We start from the raw sequence: 17312 nt of genomic DNA, 5'->3' as shown, positions 1-17312 counted from the left end.
GTCGGGAAACAAACTTCGGTAGTTACGTAATTTTCAAGAAGGAGAAGCCATGAGTGAAATCGCAACCAATATGGAGCTTGACTGCAAGGGAATGAACTGTCCTTTGCCGATTCTTAAAACCAAGAAAGCTGTGGATAGCTTGCAAAGCGGTGACGTTTTGAAAATGATGGCAACCGATCCCGGCTCCGTTAACGATATGGCTTCATGGTCCAAGCGTACAGGAAACGAGGTGATCGAGCACGTCGAAGAAGGTGATATCCATACCTTTTATATCAAGAAAAAATAGTTTGACGTCAGAGTGATGGATGTCTTCTGATCGTACAGTCTGCAATATACCGCCGGGCAGATGCCTGCGCGTACATTGCAGGAGAGGCGTTTATTGTTTTTTGGCAGAGTTGAAATAATGTGGCTCAGCCTTTTTACTGAGTTTATGAAATGAGTTGCCGTGAAAGCAGTGAGTATACCTCGGTTGATGATATCAGCCCCCCATAAAAGCTCGGGCAAGACGCTGGTGAGCCTTGGAGTCATGTACAATCTTGTGCAAGAGGGTTTTAGCGTGAACAGTTTCAAAAAAGGCCCTGACTACATCGATCCGATGTGGCACAGGTTGGTTACGGGAAGTCAGTGCCGAAATCTCGACCCGTTTTTGATGGGTGCCGGAAACTGTCTTGACTCGTTTATCAGCAACAGCGATGAAAAGAGTTTTTCGCTGATAGAGGGCAACCACGGCCTCCATGACGGCATGGACGTTGATGGGGCTGACAGCAGCGCAGGATTGGCGGAACTGCTCGAGACTCCGGTTGTACTGGTTGTTGACAGCCAAAAAATGAACCGTGGAGCAGCTGCGATTGTCAAGGGGATGCAATCGATGCCTCCAAAGGCTTGTATAAAGGGCGTCATTCTCAACCGGTTGCAAGGGGCGCGACAGGAAGAAAAACAAAGAAGTGCTATCGAGCGGTTTTGTGGTGTGCCGGTTTTGGGTGCAATCCCTAAAGATGATGCTCTGGCTATTACAGAAAGACAGCTGGGGCTGACAACGATTGATGAAACTGCCGATGCGGAAACTATTATCCGAAATGTTGGTGAAAAGATTGCCAGTTGTTGTGATTTGCAGGCTATACGATCTCTTTTTTCTCAGGCTCCGCCTCTGAAAACATCACAGGTAAAAGCCGAAAGAAAAGCTATTGCATCCGTATCGATAGGTGTCTTCATGGATCCTGCTTTCTGTTTTTACTATCCTGAAAATCTTGAAGCTTTAGCGAAAAACGGAGCTGAATTGGTCTTTATCAATGCGTTGGAAGATGCTTCGCTGCCTGATGTGGACGGTCTTTATCTCGGTGGTGGATTTCCAGAATCTTTTCTCCGAGAACTCAGTGGCAATCGCAGTCTTTTAAGAGATGTAAGGGAAGCTGCCCGATCTGGCATTCCTCTTTATGCGGAATGCGGTGGGTTGATCTATCTTTGCAGTGCCGCTCATTATGAGGGTGAGACATATCCTCTTGCAAATGTTTTTCCTTTTGAAATGGGGTTTCAAAACAAGCCCGTCGGGCACGGGTATCTCGATATGAAGAGTGTTTGCGATAGTCCCTGGTTTGCCAAAGGTGAAAGGATCAGAGCTCATGAGTTTCATTACTCGAAGCCGTTCGACTCAAGTGAAATCGATGCTTATCAGTTCGAGGTACTACGGGGATTCGGAGTGACAGGCAAACGTGACGGTGTGCTGAGGGGGAATCTGTTTGCTTCCTTTGCACACCTTCATGCCGTCGCAAACCCGGGCTGGGCGAGAAGATTTGTCGCTTTGGCTTCTGACTACAAGGTAAAAGGAAGGTGCGCAGTTTGATAATTCATGATTTATGGATTGCCTCATGCAAAAAAAAAACAAATGAAAAAAGTGTGAGTATTGATAATTATATGCCTATATAGTTTATCTATGATTTTTTTTTGTTGTTGTGAGGGTTTTATGCAGTAATTATTGCGTTTGATGTATTTGAGGTGTATTTTGTGTTATTTTTCTTTTGCTTTTACTAATTCAAATGAATAAAGGAGTTGAATTATGGGGATTGAGGTAAATGGTTTGGCTATCGAGACAGATGATGACGGTTATCTTGTGAATCTTGAAGATTGGTCTAAAGATGTGGCGGGCAAGCTTGCTGAAGCTGAGGATATTGAGATGGCAGAGGAGCATTGGAGCGTAGTCAACTTTCTCAGGGATTACTACGACGATTATCAGATAGCTCCGGCAGTTAAAGTGCTTACCAAGGCTATCGCCAAAGAGCGAGGTTTGGATAAAAAAGCTGCTTCGGAATTCCTTTATGGTCTTTTCCCGAGCGGGCCGGCTCTGCAGGCATGTAAAATAGCAGGGTTGCCGAAACCAACTGGTTGTGTTTAAGGGGCAGAACCTCTGTTTCCCTTCCAATTTTTTGTGAATCAAAGGAGGATCATTATGGGTGATGCTACAGGTGCCGGCTCGAACGGGTCGGATAATGGGAAGTTTTTGAACCCCACACCGATGCTGGACGAGCTTGAAAGCGGTCCCTGGCCAAGTTTTGTGACCGGTCTCAAGGAGCTTGCCGAAAGGACAAAAAAGCCGATGCTACGCGGCGTAATGGATCAGCTGGAATATTCTTACCAGACCAGGATGGGATATTGGAAAGGTGGGCTCGTTACCGTGAAAGGATATGGCGCAGGGATTATTACACGATATTCGATGATAAGGGATAAGCTGCCTGAAGCATCGGAGTTTCATACAATGCGTATCCAGGCTCCCCCGGGATTGCATTACAAAACGGATACGTTGAGGGAACTGTGCGATATTTGGGAAAAGCACGGAACCGGCCTGATAGCCTTGCATGGGCAGACCGGAGATATCATGCTGCAAGGTATCGAGGCTGACAAAGTTCAAGAGTGTTTTGACGAACTCAACCAGAATGGTTGGGATCTTGGCGGTGCGGGAGCCGGAATGCGTACCGGAGTTTCCTGTGCCGGTCCCGCTCGCTGTGAGCAGGCTTGTTACGATACCCTCGAAATGCACGAGAGAGTCATGAAACATTTTGTGGGTGCGGTCCATCGCCCTGAGTGGAACTACAAATTCAAACTTAAGTTTTCTGGGTGTCCCAACGACTGTACGAATTCAATCATGCGCTCCGACATAGCTGTGATAGGGATGTGGAAAGATTCGATCCAGATGGATGCCGATGAGGTGAAAGCATGGGTTGAAACGAATGGAATGGAAAAACTGGTCAATGAGGTTGTTAACCTCTGTCCTACAAGGGCTATTTCTCTCAAGGATGGCGGAATAGAGATAGACAACAGCAACTGTGTTCACTGCATGCATTGTCTGAATGTGATGCCGAAAGCGCTTTCTCCGGGCAAGGAGCGCGGCGTGGCTCTCCTGATGGGCGGAAAGAGTACGCTCAAAGTCGGTTTCAATGCCGGGTCCATGATTGTGCCGTTCAGGAAAATGGAAAACGAAGAGGATATCGAGGAGTTTATCGATCTGGCCGATGAGATTATCGACTGGTGGGATGATAATGGTCTTGACCACGAACGACTTGGTGAAACTATCGAACGCGTCGGTATGAAGCAGTTTCTCGACGGTGTCGGTTTGGAACCGAGTATCGACATGGTGACGAAGCCGCGTGACAATCCGTACTTCAAGACGAAATATTAGGATTAACAATCTTCCAGTTGAGATAAAAACAATTTGAGGGGAATTTAATATGAGCAGTCCTGAAAGAACATGGAAAACAGTTGAGTCGGGCCCTTATCCTTACAAGGAGGGTCTGCACCCGGTTGTGAAAAAAAACTACGGGAAATGGAAATATCATGAGTATCCCCGACCTGGGGTGTTGAAACACGTTGCCGAAAGCGGTGATGTGCTCTATACCGTGCGCGGAGGAACTCCCCGCCAGGATTCGGTTGATTTTATAAGGGTACTTTGCGATGTGGCCGATACCTATGCCGATGGATACCTACGGTTCACCACTCGAAACAACGTGGAATTTCTAACCCCGGATGAGGAAAAGGTTCAGCCGCTTATCGATGAACTCGAAAGCAGGGGAATTCCTGTCGGCGGTACCGGCAAGACCATTTCCCCGATTGCCCATACCCAAGGGTGGTTGCATTGTGATATTCCTGCAACTGACGCATCGGGTGTCGTCAAGGCACTGATGGATGAACTTATCGACGGTTTCAGAGGCATGGATTTCCCGAATAAGGTCAAGATCGTTACCCAGTGCTGTGAGCTGAACTGCGGTGGCCAGGGGGATATCGCGATTATCGTGAAACATACCCGTCCGCCCCGGATCAACCATGAAAATCTGAGTGAAATTTGCGAGCTGCCGAAAGTTGTCGCCCGTTGTCCGGTTGCTGCAATCCGTCCTACGGTTGTTAACGGCAAGAAATCGCTGGTGATCGATGAGGAAAAATGCATGTACTGCGGCGCCTGTTTCGGGGCGTGCCCTTCCATGGAGATTAATCACCCTGAATACTCCAAATTTGCTATTTGGGTTGCCGGAAAAAACAGCAACGCCAGATCAAAACCTGCTTTGATGAGCCTTGTGGCTCATGGTTTGCCGAACAATCCTCCCCGCTGGCCTGAGGTGGGTGCTGTTGTCAAGCAGATACTCGATGCCTATCGTAAGGGAGGGCGTCCATGGGAGAGACTGGGAGAATGGGTTGAAAGAATCGGTTGGAAACAGTTCTTCGAAGAGACCGGCCTCATCTTTGACGAGGATATGATCGATAACTACAGACATGCGAGAACAACATTCAATCAGTCCGCTCACGTACGGTTCTGATAAAAGGCAAGGAGTAGAACAATGAGTCAACTTGATCCCAAGGAGTCCAACCCGGTCCTTGATTTCGCTCTTAATTACGAGTATCCACCATATAAAGAGCAAGTTGGGGCGGATAAGGTAGTTGCTTTCGGTGATGCCAGTCACAAATGTCCGATATATGTCGAGTGGCGGCCACCCTGTAACGATGCATGCCCGGCGGGAAACGATATCCGCGCGTGGCTTACGACGGTGCAGCAGATAGAAACCAAAAAGCTGAACAAGGAAGAGGTATACCGGAAGGTCTGGCACGAGGTAAGCAAAACTCAGCCGTTACCCGCAGTATGTGGTCGCGTATGTCCCAATCCGTGTGAAGGCGGCTGCAACCGGAACGAGAAGGATGGTTCGGTAAGTATCAACGCCTTCGAGCGCTGGATAGGTGATTATGCCATACAACACGGTTTTGAGCATGAAAAGCTGACCGATGAAGTAAGGCCTGAGCGAATCGCAGTTGTCGGTTCAGGTCCTGCAGGTTTGAGCTGTGCGTTTCAGCTCGCCCGCCGTGGCTATAATGTCACTGTTTTCGAAGCGTTTGAGGAAACAGGGGGAATGCTTCGATACGGAATACCTCCATACAGGTTGCCCCGTCACGTTATTGATGCCGAAGTGGGGGCAATTGAGCGAATGGGGGTTGAAATCAGATGTAATACGGTTATAGGCAAGGATATCAGCCTTGATGAAATCAGGAAAAAATACGATGCGGTTTACCTCGCTATCGGTGCTCATAAAGGCATTCGGCTCGGTCTGGATGGTGAAGATGCTGAGAATGTCTATACCGGTGCGGAGTTTCTCAACCGTGTCCATTCGGGCGAAAAAATCGATGTCGGTGATCAGGTTGTTGTGATCGGTGGTGGTGATACCGCCATCGATGCTGCACGTGTATCGTTGAGGCTGGGTGCCGGAAAGGTAACGATTCTTTATCGACGTACCCGTAACGAGATGCCTGCAATTGACCCTGAAATCGAGGAGGCGCTTGAAGAGAATATCGACATTCAGTTTCTGACCGCTCCGATCGGTATTGTTACCGAAAACAACCGTGCAGTTGCTGTGAAGTGTCAGCGAATGGAACTTGGTGAACCTGACAAGAGTGGTCGAAGAAGACCGGTGCCGATCGAAGGTTCTGAGTTCGAAGTGCCTTGTACCACGCTCATCCCATCCATTAGCCAGGAACCGGAATGGCTGGATGCCGAGCGTTATATCAGCGGCAGGGACTGGCTGAAGCCTAAAAAAGACTGGTCACTCGAAGACGGTGTATTTGCCGGAGGAGATGCGGTAAACCTCGGCCTTGTCTGTGGTGCTATCGGTGATGGAAGACGGGCTGCTGAAAGCATTCACGCCAAATTCACCGGAGAGTTTCCGCCGGTTGAGGAGCGAAGAGTCATCAAAACTTCCGACATGAATCTCGAGTATTACGAGGGTGCAGAGAGGAGTGAAAGGACGCATCTTCCCCCTGACGTTCGCGTCAAGGATGGTCTCGAGACCGAAATCGACCAGGGGATCACCGAAGAACAGTTTGTCCATGAGGCAATGCGATGCATGAGTTGCGGGCTTTGTTTCGACTGTAAACAATGCGTTTCCTTCTGTCCGCATGAAACAATCCAGCGTTTCAAGGATAATCCCGTCGGTGAGGTGATGTATACCAAATATTCAGAGTGTGAGGGTTGCCACCTTTGTCATCTGATCTGCCCTTGCGGGTATATTCAGATGGGTGGTGCCGAGGGTCTTTAATGAAACGATGGACATCTCTATTTATTGAAGTTGAAGCGCAGAATAAATAGAGATGCCCTTAAAAGATGGAGGTATAGAGGTTTATGTTTGAAGATATGGTCCCTCGGGTGGAGGAGGCGGTCGAACTCTCCAGAAAGTGGGCTGAAAACGGCTGGAAAATGAAATTCGGTCCGAAAAATGTCGAGGTCGTTTCTCTGAAAGAGGCAGAGGCACTTCCGGTCTCGTTTATCTACCGTGAAGAAGCGGTAAATTACTGGCATCAGGTCCACCTTATGGGTAACGATGCTGCCGATTCAGGCGAAAAGGCGGTCGAATCGTTGAAAGTCGGTGATATCGATGCTGCTGAAAAGGCCCTCTATCTCTCCTCTTATATAGAGAGGCCTTATGAGAACTATACCACAGCCTGGAAATCTCTCTATGAAACGTTCAAAGGAAAAATGGCGGAGTGTGCTTGAGCACGTGCCTGTACTTTATTTAATAACCTGAACTAACAGTATCTACAGTGAATATTGGGATTTTGCTTAAGGAAGGGCCTTATAACCATCAGGCTTCCGATACTGCTTTCAAGTTTGCGGAGGCAGCTATCAAAAAAGGGCACAAGGTTGATGCCGTATTCCTCTACAACGATGGTGTGACCAATGTTACAAAACATATGGATCCCCCCCAGGACGACAGGGATATTGCAAGACGCTGGAATGAGCTCGGTAAGGAGCACGGCGTTGAAGTGCTGGCATGTATCGCTGCGTCCAAGCGCAGAGGAATCAATGACGATGTCATTATAGAAGGTGCGGAAATTACCGGTCTCGGAACGTTGACCGATATCGCCATCCGCAATGACAGATTGGTAACTTTTGGAGACTAAACGGTATTCTCTATAAACATGGAAGACGTTAAAAAAATTATGCACGTGATGCGCCGGGCGCCTCACGGTTCAATTTATACCTATGAAGGTCTGGAAATGATTCTGATTATGGCAGCCTATGAGCAGGATCTTTCCGTTGCGTTTATCGGTGACGGTATCTATGCGCTGAAGAAAGATCAGGATACCGGAGGAATCGGAACAAAAGGCTTTGCCAAAACATTCATGGCCCTTGACGGATATGATGTTGAAAAGCTCTATGTCGATAAGGAATCGCTGGAGGAACGCGGATTGACCGAAGACGATCTGCTCGTGGATGTCGAGGTTCTTACATCCGGGGAAATCGGCAGGCTCATGAATGAGCAGGATGTCATCGTTCCTCATTAAGCTTTACTGTTTCTGCAGCAAAAAATTTACCAAAGTATGTTACATACCATCAACAAGTCTCCATTTGAAAACAATGCAATGGAGACATGCATCAGATTTCTCCAGCCGGGAGATCCTTTACTTTTTATCGAAGACGGCGTCTATGCCGTCCAGGGAGGGAACAGATTCTCCGGACTGCTTGAAAACACCATGAAAAACAATCCGGTCTACGTGCTACAACCTGATCTTGCTGCCCGGGGAATCTCTGCAGTGGTCGAAGGGGTGGCGCAAATCGATTATGACGGGTTTGTCGAGCTTGTTGAAGATCATCAGGTCAACAGCTGGCTCTGATTTTTTCTGTATGTCATGAATAAAGAATACATCAGGTTGATACGCAAAAACAGATCGCTCGTACTTGAGCGCTGGCGGCAAAGCGTTCTTGCTTTTTTCCCGCAAAAAATGCATTCGGCAACCCCTTTGGCGGAGGCTCTTTCTGAAGTACTGGCTGAAATCTTGGATGCTTTGGGAGAGTCACCCGAAAGAGTCGGTGAAACAGTGAACAGGATATCACGAATCCTTGCCGTTCAGAATTTTCCACCGTCAAAGGCGATGTCTCTTTTTTTTGAGCTGAAATCGATACTGCGGGAAATGGCACCCGGAAATGAAAAAAAGAAGCATTGGGAGGAGTTTCAGGCCAGTATCGAGCACCTCACGCTTCAAGCGTTCGATAGTTACATGGTGCATCGTGAAAAAATTTATCAGCTGAAAGTCGAAGAAAGCAAACGTCAGACGTTTATGATGTCAAGGAGGGCCAAAGCATGAGAAAAGCTGTAATGCCTCTGATAATGGTTGTACTTTTAGCGTTTGTCCCTTACGTAGCGGTGCAGTTTGCCGGACTTGGTTTTCTGTTCGGTGTGATCATACCCTATGTTGCAATTGTGGTCTTTATCGGCGGTTTTATCTACCGTGTGGTTGACTGGGCAAGAAGCCCCGTTCCTTTCAGAATCCCGACGACCTGCGGGCAGGAAAAATCTCTTGACTGGATCAAGCCGAACCGGCTCGAGAGCCCATCCAATTTCTGGGAGGCGGCAGGAAGAGTGTTATCGGAGGTACTTTTTTTCCGTTCTCTTTTCAGAAACACCAAGGCTGAGATGCACAACGGCCCGAAACTTGCCTACGGTTCGAGTAAGTGGTTATGGCTTGCCGGACTTGCTTTTCACTGGTCGATGCTTATTGTCGTGATCCGTCATTACCGTTTTTTTATTGCAAAGGTTCCAGGTTTTGTACAGCTTCTCGAAGATGTTGACGGTTTCCTGGATGTAACGCTTCCTGCATTATATGTTACGGATGTCGTTCTTCTTGCTGCCGTGACATTTCTGGTGATTCGACGGTTTCAGGATGTTAAAGTACGTCTGATATCGCTGCCGACCGATTATTTCCCGCTGTTCATGATTTTGGCGATAGCTCTGGTAGGGGTTCTCATGCGCTACATTGTCAAAGTCGATGTGATGTCGGTGAAAGACCTGATGGTCAATCTTGTCCACTTCAATCTCGCTCTTCCTGAAGGAATCGGTGCACTTTTCTATGTTCATCTTTTCCTTGTATGCGTTCTTGCCATGTATTTTCCATTCAGCAAGTTGATGCACATGGGCGGGATTTTCATGAGTCCGACACGTAATCTCGCTAACAACAGTCGTGAAAAAAGGCATGTGAATCCCTGGAATCCCGATATGAAGTTCAGGACCTATGCCGAATACGAAGATGAGTTCCGTGAAAAGATGAAAAAAGCGAACCTGCCGGTTGAAAAGAAATAACTATGCCGAAATTTGCTCCAAAACAATCGGAACTGAAAAAGGAGTTCGAGGAAAAACCAAGCCTCCTCAAAGGCGATTATCCTGACAAGGAGTTGTTCGATACGCCTGTAGAGTTCCGAGATGGAAACTGGTGTTATCCTGCCAAACCTGAAATTGTCGAGGATCTTGGATTCGCAAACCCAAGAAAGTGGTCGCCGACAGACGACGACTGGAAATTACCTGACGGGTGGGAAAAAACCATCAAGGATGGCATGAAAGATCGCCTTGAACGGTTCCGTTCTTTCAAGCTTTTTCTGGATACCTGCGTACGTTGCGGGGCTTGTGCCGACAAGTGTCATTTTTTCCTGGGTACAGGAGATCCCAAGAATATGCCGGTTGCACGAGCCGAACTTATCCGTTCCGTGTATCGAAATGATTTTCCCCTTGCTGAAAAAATCCTCAAGGGTTTTTCCGGGGCGAGAAAGCTGACGCCCGAGGTTATCAAGGAGTGGCATATGTACTTCCACCAGTGTACCGAGTGCCGCCGCTGTTCCGTTTTCTGTCCGTTCGGTATCGATACTGCAGAGATCACGATGATGGGCAGGGAACTGCTGCACCTTATCGGGGTTAACAATAACTGGATTCTTGAGCCGGTATCGAACTGCAACCGAACCGGGAACCATCTGGGGATCGAACCGCACACATTTGTGCAGAATATCGAGTCGCTTGCCGAAGACATTGAAGATCTCACCGGGGTTACCGTTAATCCGACATTCAACCGTAAGGGAGCTGAAGTGTTGTTCATAACACCTTCCGGTGATGTGTTTGCCGAACCGGGCGTCTATACAATGATGGGTTATATGATGCTTTTCGAGCACATCGGTCTGGATTACACCATCAGCACTTACGCTTCGGAAGGGGGGAATTTTGGGTTTTTCACCTCTAACGAGATGGCAAAGAAGCTCAATGCCAAAATGTACCATGAGGCTAAACGATTGGGTGTCAAATGGATACTTGGCGGTGAATGCGGTCATATGTGGAGAGTCGTGCATCAGTATATGGATACCATGAACGGTCCGGCAGATTTTCTCGAACAACCGGTTTCACCCTTAACCGGAACGAAATTCACCAACGCGGCATCTACAAAAATGGTCCATATTGTCGAGTTTACCGCGGATCTCATCAAACACGGTAAACTGAAACTCGATCCCAAGCGTAACGATCATCTGCGAACGACGTTCCATGATTCCTGTAACATTGCCAGGGGGATGGGGATGTTCGAAGAACCGAGGTATGTACTGAATAATGTATGCAACACCTTTCATGAGATGCCGGAAAACACCATTCGTGAGCAGACCTTCTGCTGCGGTTCGGGTAGTGGTATCAATACCGAAGAGTATATGGATATTCGTTTAAGAGGTGGCTTTCCCAGAGCCAATGCAGTCAGGCATGTCAAGGAGAAACACGATGTGGACTCCCTTGTTACTATCTGTGCTATCGATCGCGCTACGCTTCCTGCCCTTATGAATTACTGGAATCCCGGAGTTTCAGTCTACGGACTTCACGAGTTGGTCGGAAACGCTCTTGTTATGGAGGGTGAAAACAAAAGAACCGAGGACATGAGGGAAGACCCAATGGCCGGATTCGAAGACGAGGAGGAAGATGAAGATTAGGGAACGTATACTTGTCTTTGGGGGGTTGGCGCTGTTTTTCTTTGCGGTAACCTATGCATTCTGGCAGGAAGGCGAAGCAAAAAAAATTTCGACACCGGTTGCGAAAGGTCCCGGTGAACACTGTGTCGAGTCAAGAGAATACATGCGTGAGAACCACATGCTTCTGTTGAACGAGTGGCGTCATTCGGCGGTGCGTGAGGGTGAACGCATTCATGTAACTCCTGACGGCAGAGAGTTTGAAAAAAGCCTGAATACTTGCTTTCAATGTCATGGCAGCAGGGGATTTTGTATAAACTGTCACACCTACGCTGGCGCAAAACCGAACTGCTATGGATGTCATCATGAAATGTAGAAAACAATGTGATGAACGAGAATAGAAGAGAGTTTATCAAGAAAACCGGTTTAGGTGTCCTCGCTGGTCTGGGGGTTGCTTCCGGTATATTTCCGAAGTCTTCTTTTGAAACGGCGGTTGCATCGACAACTCATGAGGATTCTACTTCCGGAAAGCGCTGGGGAATGGTTATCGATACACGAAAGTGTAAGGATGGGTGTACAAAATGTATCGATGCATGCCACGAGGTGCACAATGTACCTGATTTCGATAACATCAAGGATGAAATAAAGTGGATATGGAAAAGCCCCTACGGGAATGTTTTTCCTGGTGAGAGCGAGCAGTTTGTCAGTAAAGAAACCATGGAACGGTCATATCTGGCTCTTTGCAACCACTGTGATAACCCTCCTTGCGTAAGAGCGTGCCCGACAAAGGCGACATTCAAACGTGATTGGGACGGTATTGTCGCGATGGATTATCATCGTTGCATCGGCTGCCGTTTCTGTATGGCCGCCTGCCCTTACGGAGCAAGAAGCTTCAACTGGAGAGACCCAAGGCCTGCTATACAAAAAAGAAGCCAGGCATATCCCACCAGGGAAAGGGGGGTTGTCGAGAAATGTAATTTCTGTTCCGAACGGCTTGCACAGGGGCTACAACCTGCCTGTGTTGCAGAGTGTTCGGAAGGCGCATTGACATTCGGTGATCTGAATGATCCGGAGTCAGAAGTCAGAATGTTGCTCGAAAAGAATCACTCATTGCAACGGAGGGCCGAGCTGGGTACCAGACCGTCCGTTTTCTACATCATATAATGATTCCTCATGATAGAGAAAGCACTTAACGGAGACCGTAATTATTGGAGCTGGATCGTGCTCCTGCTTGTTATTATTTCGGCGGGCGTTTATTTCTACATCAATCAGCTGACTACCGGTCTTACCCTCACGGGGATGGGCAGGGATGTCAGCTGGGGTGTCTACATTGCACAGTTCACGTTTTTTGTCGGTGTGGCTGCATCTGCAGTGATGGTTGTTTTACCCTATTATCTGCACGATTATAAGGCTTTCGGCAAGATTGTCATCGTCGGTGAGTTTCTCGCGGTTGCAGCAACGATAATGTGTGTCTTGTTTATACTCGTCGACCTCGGCAGACCCGACAGGGTACTTAATGTTATGCTCTATCCGACGCCGAACTCGATGCTTTTCTGGGACGCTACGGTTTTAAGCGGCTATTTGCTGCTGAATATCATCAGCGGCTGGACGGTCCTCGGTGCGGAGAGAAAAGGTGTGCCTCCTCCAAAGTGGGTCAAGCCCGTCATTTATCTTTCCATTCCCTGGGCGGTCAGTATCCATACTGTGACTGCGTTTTTGTATGCAGGTTTACCAGGCAGGCATCTGTGGCTGACTGCTGTACTTGCTCCCCGTTTCCTTGCTTCGGCATTTGCGGCTGGTCCTGCAATTTTGATTCTGGTCTCTTTTGTTCTCAAAAAAACAACCGGATTCGATGCAGGCAAACAAGCGATAAACAAGCTTGCAGTGATTGTGACCTATGCGACGATTATCAATTTCTTCCTTTTGGGGATGGAGTTTTTTACAGCGTTCTACAGCAATATACCTAGCCACATGCACAGCCTTCAGTATCTGTTTTTCGGTCTTCATGGTAAAGGTCAGCTTGTTCCCTGGATGTGGGTTTCCATGATTGTCGGTTTGGGCTCTTTGGTTGTGCTGCTGATTCCGAAACTCAGAACATCTTCCAAATGGTTGATAATGGCGTGCATCGGAATAACGGTTTCAATATGGATCGACAAGGGTGTTGGCTTGATTATCGGAGGTTTTGTTCCCTCACCGCTCGAGGAGATTGTCGGGTATATGCCGACTTTGGGTGAAGTGTCCATAACTCTCGGGATTTGGGCAATCGGAATACTTCTGTTAACCGTACTGTTGAAGGTCGCTGTTGCGGTGAAAACTCAGGATTGAGAGGCCGATTGAAAAATCCGCAGCTTTTTTCACGCAATCCTGAACACCTTGCAACTATCTCCGAATAAATCAGTTATGATGAAAGTTTTTTTACCGCTGAACATAAGGATCGATGATAAGAAGATCCTTTTTATCGGAGGCGGAAACATTGCCTTGCACAAGATTCAGACTATAGAAAGATATACACGGAACATTACCATTGTCGCTCCGGAGATTCATGATGCACTGAGAGGAAAAGGTTTCGAGCTTGTTTGCAAGGAGTATGAAGAAACCGATCTCGATGGCTTTTTTCTTGTCTATGCCGCAACAAACAGTATCGAGGTCAATCGCAGGATAAAATCTGATGCTGCAGCAAGGGGTATCATGGTCAATGTCGTCGATAATCGGGAACTTTCGGACTTTATCTCACCGGCAATTTTCAAGGAAAATGAAATGACCATTGCCGTTTCGTCTAACGGTCAGGATGTAAAAAAAGCTGTTGCATGGCGGAACCAGATAAGGGAGATGCTAAAGGAAGGGAGAATGCGGTAAGAAAAAACATGTGGTTTGGGGGGACATCTGTTTCACGGGACGGCATGACGTACAAGAAATAAAACTTTGCAAAAGTTACTTGTTATTACAAAGGGTGGTGTGGAAGAACGATAGGTTTTTGATGAGGATGCGAATAACAGGTGATATTATAACGATTGAGAGTAATGAAAGATAATGCAGGATACGTCTATATCATAGGTGCAGGTCCGGGAGATCCCGAGCTGCTGACGGTTAAAGCAGAAAGGGTACTGCACGAAGTCGATGTGATTCTTTACGACAATCTTGTGAGCAGTGAGCTGGTTGGGCAGTTTGATGCCCTGAAAATATATACCGGGAAAAGAAAGGACAAACATCATTTTGCGCAGGATGCAATAAACCAGGAGATCGTGTTTCATGCGAAACTGGGCAGGAAAGTTGCCCGGTTAAAAGGAGGTGATCCGTATGTTTTCGGCAGGGGAGGAGAAGAAATTGCCTTTTTGCGGAAACATGGTATCGAGTATGAAATAATTCCCGGCATTACGGCTGCTCATGGTGCAAGTGCATATACCGAGATCCCTTTGACCATACGGCACGTATCATCGTCCGTAGCCTTCTGTACGGGCCATCCCCTGGACAAGATACATGTTCCTGACGCGGACACCATTGTTTATTACATGGTGGCGTCGTCTGCCAGTGATGTTGCAGAGGCCCTCATTGGAAAAGGAAAAGAAGAAAAAACAAAGGTCGCCATCGTTCAGAACGCGACGCGGTATAACCAGAAAATATTTGCAGGGACGCTCGGTGAATTGAGAGACAAAGACAAAAAGGTTGTCTCACCAGCTCTGCTTATTCTCGGAGAAAACATTACCGAGTTTATCGATGATTACTGGTTCGGAAAAAAGAAGAGAGTACTGATAGCCGGGAAAGGAGTCAATAGATATGAAAACGACGAGTACGTTGTGGTTCGTTATTCCTGCAATGATTTCAAGCATAACGAACAGGAACACGTAAAAGAAAAGGTTGAGGATATAAGCGAAGAACTCATGTTACTTTTTCCTGACAAATATGCGGTACGTTACTTTTTCAACTATCTCTTTGAACAGGATCTCAATATTGGTGATTTTGTAAACACCGTTTTTTGCCCGGTTGGTACGGCTGCTTCGGCAGAACTCCTGAAACATGGAGTTCTGCCGGACTTGTGTCTCGACGCCGGAACCTCTGAGGAGATTGTCGTGGAAATGAAAAGCCTCGGGATCACCGATGAGAATATTGTGATCCCCTGCTCGGGTTTTATCGATGATTATCTTGTCGATGAGCTTACATCTCTGAAAAACAGTGTGATATTTCTCGATGTTTCCGTTCAACCTTCATCCACCCCGGATGAAAGGATAGAGCTTGATTGTATTGATGAAATCTACTTTTCTTCACCGGAATGTGTTCGGCTCTTTAAAACAATGTACACGGAGATACCTGAAAAGATAACGGTACGGACAGCCGATTCGAAAACGGATGTCGAATACATGACTCTTTTCGACGCATCCTTGGTGTGATGGCATAAAAAAGTGTCTTTATCTGGTTTTTTTTCGGAATAAACAGTTGTTAAGTTCCGGTATTTTCCAAATAAACTATATATTTATTCATCTATTCGGTGTTGCAGTGGAATGGTTCGGAAGTATCCTCTTCATCACACCCAAATTTTCAATAAACGTCTTTCATGTTTTCAACAACCAGCAGTAAGTTTTTTTGGCCGTTCATGCTGTTTTTGTCAGTATCGCTTGTTGTATTACCGCAGGTTGTTCTTGGCGCTGAAGCTGTTCCTTCCGAGAGTATAGCTTGGTGGGTCTGGGTGCTCCTTCTCTTTATTTTTTCTTTTTTTCTTGGAATTGTGGCCATTGTGGCTGGTGTTGGCGGCGGGGTGCTTTATGTGCCGATTGTCAGCAGCCTTTTTCCCTTCCATCTTGATTTTGTTCGGGGTGCCGGTTTGATGGTTGCCCTTGCAGGGGCTCTTTCTGCAGGGGCGCCTCTTTTGAAAAAAGGGCTTGCTAATTTGAAACTTGCCCTTTCCATGGCCCTGATCGGTTCTGTGAGTTCCATTTTCGGTGCCCTTGTCGGTCTTGCATTGCCTGCTCACATTGTTCAGCTTGCTCTCGGGAGTACGATTGTTTTTATAGCCATCGTTATGCTGCGGGCCAGGAAATCCGAGTTCCCGGAAGTTACAGCATCTGACAAGCTGTCACAGGTTCTGCATATTCAGGGGATTTACTATGAGGAGTCGTTGAAGAAAGATATCGATTGGAAGATTCACCGTACCCCTATCGGGCTGGTGTTGTTCGTCGTTATCGGTTTTATGGCCGGAATGTTCGGGCTTGGTGCCGGCTGGGCGAATGTTCCTGTTTTCAATCTCGTGCTAGGAGCCCCTTTGAAAGTATCGGTGGCAACCAGTGTCTTTGTGCTTTCCATCAATGATACTGCTGCTGCATGGGTGTACCTCCACAAAGGTGCCGTTTTGCCTCTGATCGCCGTTCCTTCAATAGCCGGAATGATGCTTGGGACAAAAATAGGAGCCAAACTGTTAACCAGGGTAAGGACGAAATCGGTAAGGGTCATTGTTATAACGTTACTGTTACTCGCTGGTGCACGTGCGATATTCAAGGGATTTGGAATATGAACAACAATCATGCACATCCGAATAATGCCCAGCTTGTTTATGCCCGTGTACTGCACTGGGTTTCAACTCTGGGAATCGTTTTTGTTGTATCTGGTTTTGCGGTTTATGTTTTTGAGCTTCTGCCTCATTCAGTCTCTATCGATGATATTGCCCGGAACTGGCATCTCAGTGCTGCGGAACTGAATCGTCAGTTTCACTTGCCCACAGGTTGGGCGTGGGTTTCCGATATCCTTAAAGGAGATGTGCTGAGCTTTGCATCGATAGCGTATCTCGCCGCAGCAACAATAGTGTGTCTTGTCGCAGTAACAGGTGTGTTTTTCGATGAGAAAAACGTCATCTATTCAGTCATTTCCATTCTACAAATTCTCGTCCTGGTTTTTGCGGCAAGTGGTATTATCGGGTCAGGTCACTGACATTTCTAACGGTTGTATATTTTTTTCATGTTGTTTTGAACAGGTTTTTCAGAACAGTAACAAAGCATAATCACAATGGCGGAAACAGCGAAAAAAGTAGCACTGATAGCATCCCGAGGGACACTGGACTGGGCATATCCCCCGTTTATCCTGGGCTCGGCGGCTG

At 47.2% G+C, this 17312-nt stretch carries 20 protein-coding genes and 1 pseudogene; all 21 read left to right on the top strand.

Annotation, left to right across the window (positions count from 1 at the left end):
- Positions 1–49: 49 nt before the first annotated feature.
- Entirely contained in the window at positions 50–286 is a 237-nt protein-coding gene (locus CR164_RS11465) for a sulfurtransferase TusA family protein (RefSeq protein ID WP_110024138.1), read from the top strand.
- A 186-nt stretch (positions 287–472) separates the two neighbouring features.
- On the top strand, positions 473–1840 hold the full coding sequence (locus CR164_RS11460) for a cobyrinic acid a,c-diamide synthase CobB (RefSeq protein WP_110024137.1): 1368 nt from the start codon (positions 473–475) through the stop codon (positions 1838–1840).
- A 213-nt stretch (positions 1841–2053) separates the two neighbouring features.
- A complete protein-coding gene (locus CR164_RS11455; RefSeq protein ID WP_110024136.1) occupies positions 2054–2389 on the top strand; it encodes a TusE/DsrC/DsvC family sulfur relay protein in 336 nt (111 codons plus the stop codon).
- 54 nt (positions 2390–2443) lie between these two features.
- On the top strand, positions 2444–3670 hold the full coding sequence (gene dsrA / locus CR164_RS11450; protein ID WP_110024135.1) for a dissimilatory-type sulfite reductase subunit alpha: 1227 nt from the start codon (positions 2444–2446) through the stop codon (positions 3668–3670).
- A gap of 49 nt (positions 3671–3719) precedes the next feature.
- On the top strand, positions 3720–4799 hold the full coding sequence (dsrB, locus tag CR164_RS11445) for a dissimilatory-type sulfite reductase subunit beta (protein ID WP_110024134.1): 1080 nt from the start codon (positions 3720–3722) through the stop codon (positions 4797–4799).
- 21 nt (positions 4800–4820) lie between these two features.
- On the top strand, positions 4821–6563 hold the full coding sequence (locus CR164_RS11440) for an NAD(P)-binding protein (RefSeq protein ID WP_110024133.1): 1743 nt from the start codon (positions 4821–4823) through the stop codon (positions 6561–6563).
- Positions 6564–6646: 83 nt separating this feature from the next.
- Complete coding sequence (locus tag CR164_RS11435) at positions 6647–7018, top strand: hypothetical protein (RefSeq protein ID WP_110024132.1); 372 nt, start codon at positions 6647–6649, stop codon at positions 7016–7018.
- 47 nt (positions 7019–7065) lie between these two features.
- Complete coding sequence (tusD, locus tag CR164_RS11430; RefSeq protein WP_110024131.1) at positions 7066–7425, top strand: sulfurtransferase complex subunit TusD; 360 nt, start codon at positions 7066–7068, stop codon at positions 7423–7425.
- An 18-nt stretch (positions 7426–7443) separates the two neighbouring features.
- Positions 7444–7809, top strand: a complete 366-nt coding sequence (tusC, locus tag CR164_RS11425) for a sulfurtransferase complex subunit TusC (protein WP_110024130.1) — start codon at positions 7444–7446, stop codon at positions 7807–7809.
- Positions 7810–7845: 36 nt separating this feature from the next.
- On the top strand, positions 7846–8139 hold the full coding sequence (gene tusB / locus CR164_RS11420; RefSeq protein ID WP_110024129.1) for a sulfurtransferase complex subunit TusB: 294 nt from the start codon (positions 7846–7848) through the stop codon (positions 8137–8139).
- A 15-nt stretch (positions 8140–8154) separates the two neighbouring features.
- Positions 8155–8610, top strand: coding sequence for an RsbRD N-terminal domain-containing protein (locus tag CR164_RS11415; RefSeq protein WP_110024128.1), 456 nt, complete (start codon positions 8155–8157; stop codon positions 8608–8610).
- The gene (gene dsrM / locus CR164_RS11410) at positions 8607–9602 is read left to right on the top strand and encodes a sulfate reduction electron transfer complex DsrMKJOP subunit DsrM (protein WP_110024127.1); all 996 of its coding nucleotides are present in this window, start codon (positions 8607–8609) and stop codon (positions 9600–9602) included. Before CR164_RS11415 ends, dsrM begins: the two co-directional genes overlap by 4 nt.
- A 2-nt stretch (positions 9603–9604) precedes the next feature.
- Complete coding sequence (gene dsrK, locus CR164_RS11405; protein WP_110024126.1) at positions 9605–11254, top strand: sulfate reduction electron transfer complex DsrMKJOP subunit DsrK; 1650 nt, start codon at positions 9605–9607, stop codon at positions 11252–11254.
- Entirely contained in the window at positions 11244–11606 is a 363-nt protein-coding gene (dsrJ, locus tag CR164_RS11400; RefSeq protein ID WP_167392947.1) for a sulfate reduction electron transfer complex DsrMKJOP subunit DsrJ, read from the top strand. The genes dsrK and dsrJ overlap by 11 nt, the downstream gene beginning before the upstream one ends.
- Positions 11607–11617: 11 nt before the next feature.
- A complete protein-coding gene (gene dsrO / locus CR164_RS11395) occupies positions 11618–12394 on the top strand; it encodes a sulfate reduction electron transfer complex DsrMKJOP subunit DsrO (protein WP_110024125.1) in 777 nt (258 codons plus the stop codon).
- Positions 12395–12403: 9 nt separating this feature from the next.
- Entirely contained in the window at positions 12404–13555 is a 1152-nt protein-coding gene (gene dsrP / locus CR164_RS11390; RefSeq protein ID WP_110024124.1) for a sulfate reduction electron transfer complex DsrMKJOP subunit DsrP, read from the top strand.
- 78 nt (positions 13556–13633) lie between these two features.
- Positions 13634–14086, top strand: a complete 453-nt coding sequence (locus CR164_RS11385; protein ID WP_110024201.1) for a precorrin-2 dehydrogenase/sirohydrochlorin ferrochelatase family protein — start codon at positions 13634–13636, stop codon at positions 14084–14086.
- A 164-nt stretch (positions 14087–14250) separates the two neighbouring features.
- The gene (gene cobA / locus CR164_RS11380) at positions 14251–15615 is read left to right on the top strand and encodes a uroporphyrinogen-III C-methyltransferase (RefSeq protein WP_110024123.1); all 1365 of its coding nucleotides are present in this window, start codon (positions 14251–14253) and stop codon (positions 15613–15615) included.
- A gap of 164 nt (positions 15616–15779) precedes the next feature.
- Positions 15780–16733 carry a sulfite exporter TauE/SafE family protein gene (locus CR164_RS11375; protein ID WP_161953526.1) on the top strand — a complete coding sequence of 318 codons (954 nt, stop codon included), beginning with the start codon at positions 15780–15782 and terminating at the stop codon, positions 16731–16733.
- On the top strand, positions 16730–17146 hold the full coding sequence (locus tag CR164_RS11370) for a DUF1634 domain-containing protein (RefSeq protein WP_110024122.1): 417 nt from the start codon (positions 16730–16732) through the stop codon (positions 17144–17146). Before CR164_RS11375 ends, CR164_RS11370 begins: the two co-directional genes overlap by 4 nt.
- Positions 17147–17221: 75 nt before the next feature.
- A pseudogene (locus tag CR164_RS13250) lies at positions 17222–17312 on the top strand (DsrE/DsrF/DrsH-like family protein); the annotation flags it as partial.

It is taken from the genome of Prosthecochloris marina (assembly GCF_003182595.1).
Lineage (GTDB): Bacteria > Bacteroidota > Chlorobiia > Chlorobiales > Chlorobiaceae > Prosthecochloris > Prosthecochloris marina.
Note: the sequence above shows the minus strand (reverse complement) of the source record. Positions and strands in the feature narration are given on the sequence as shown.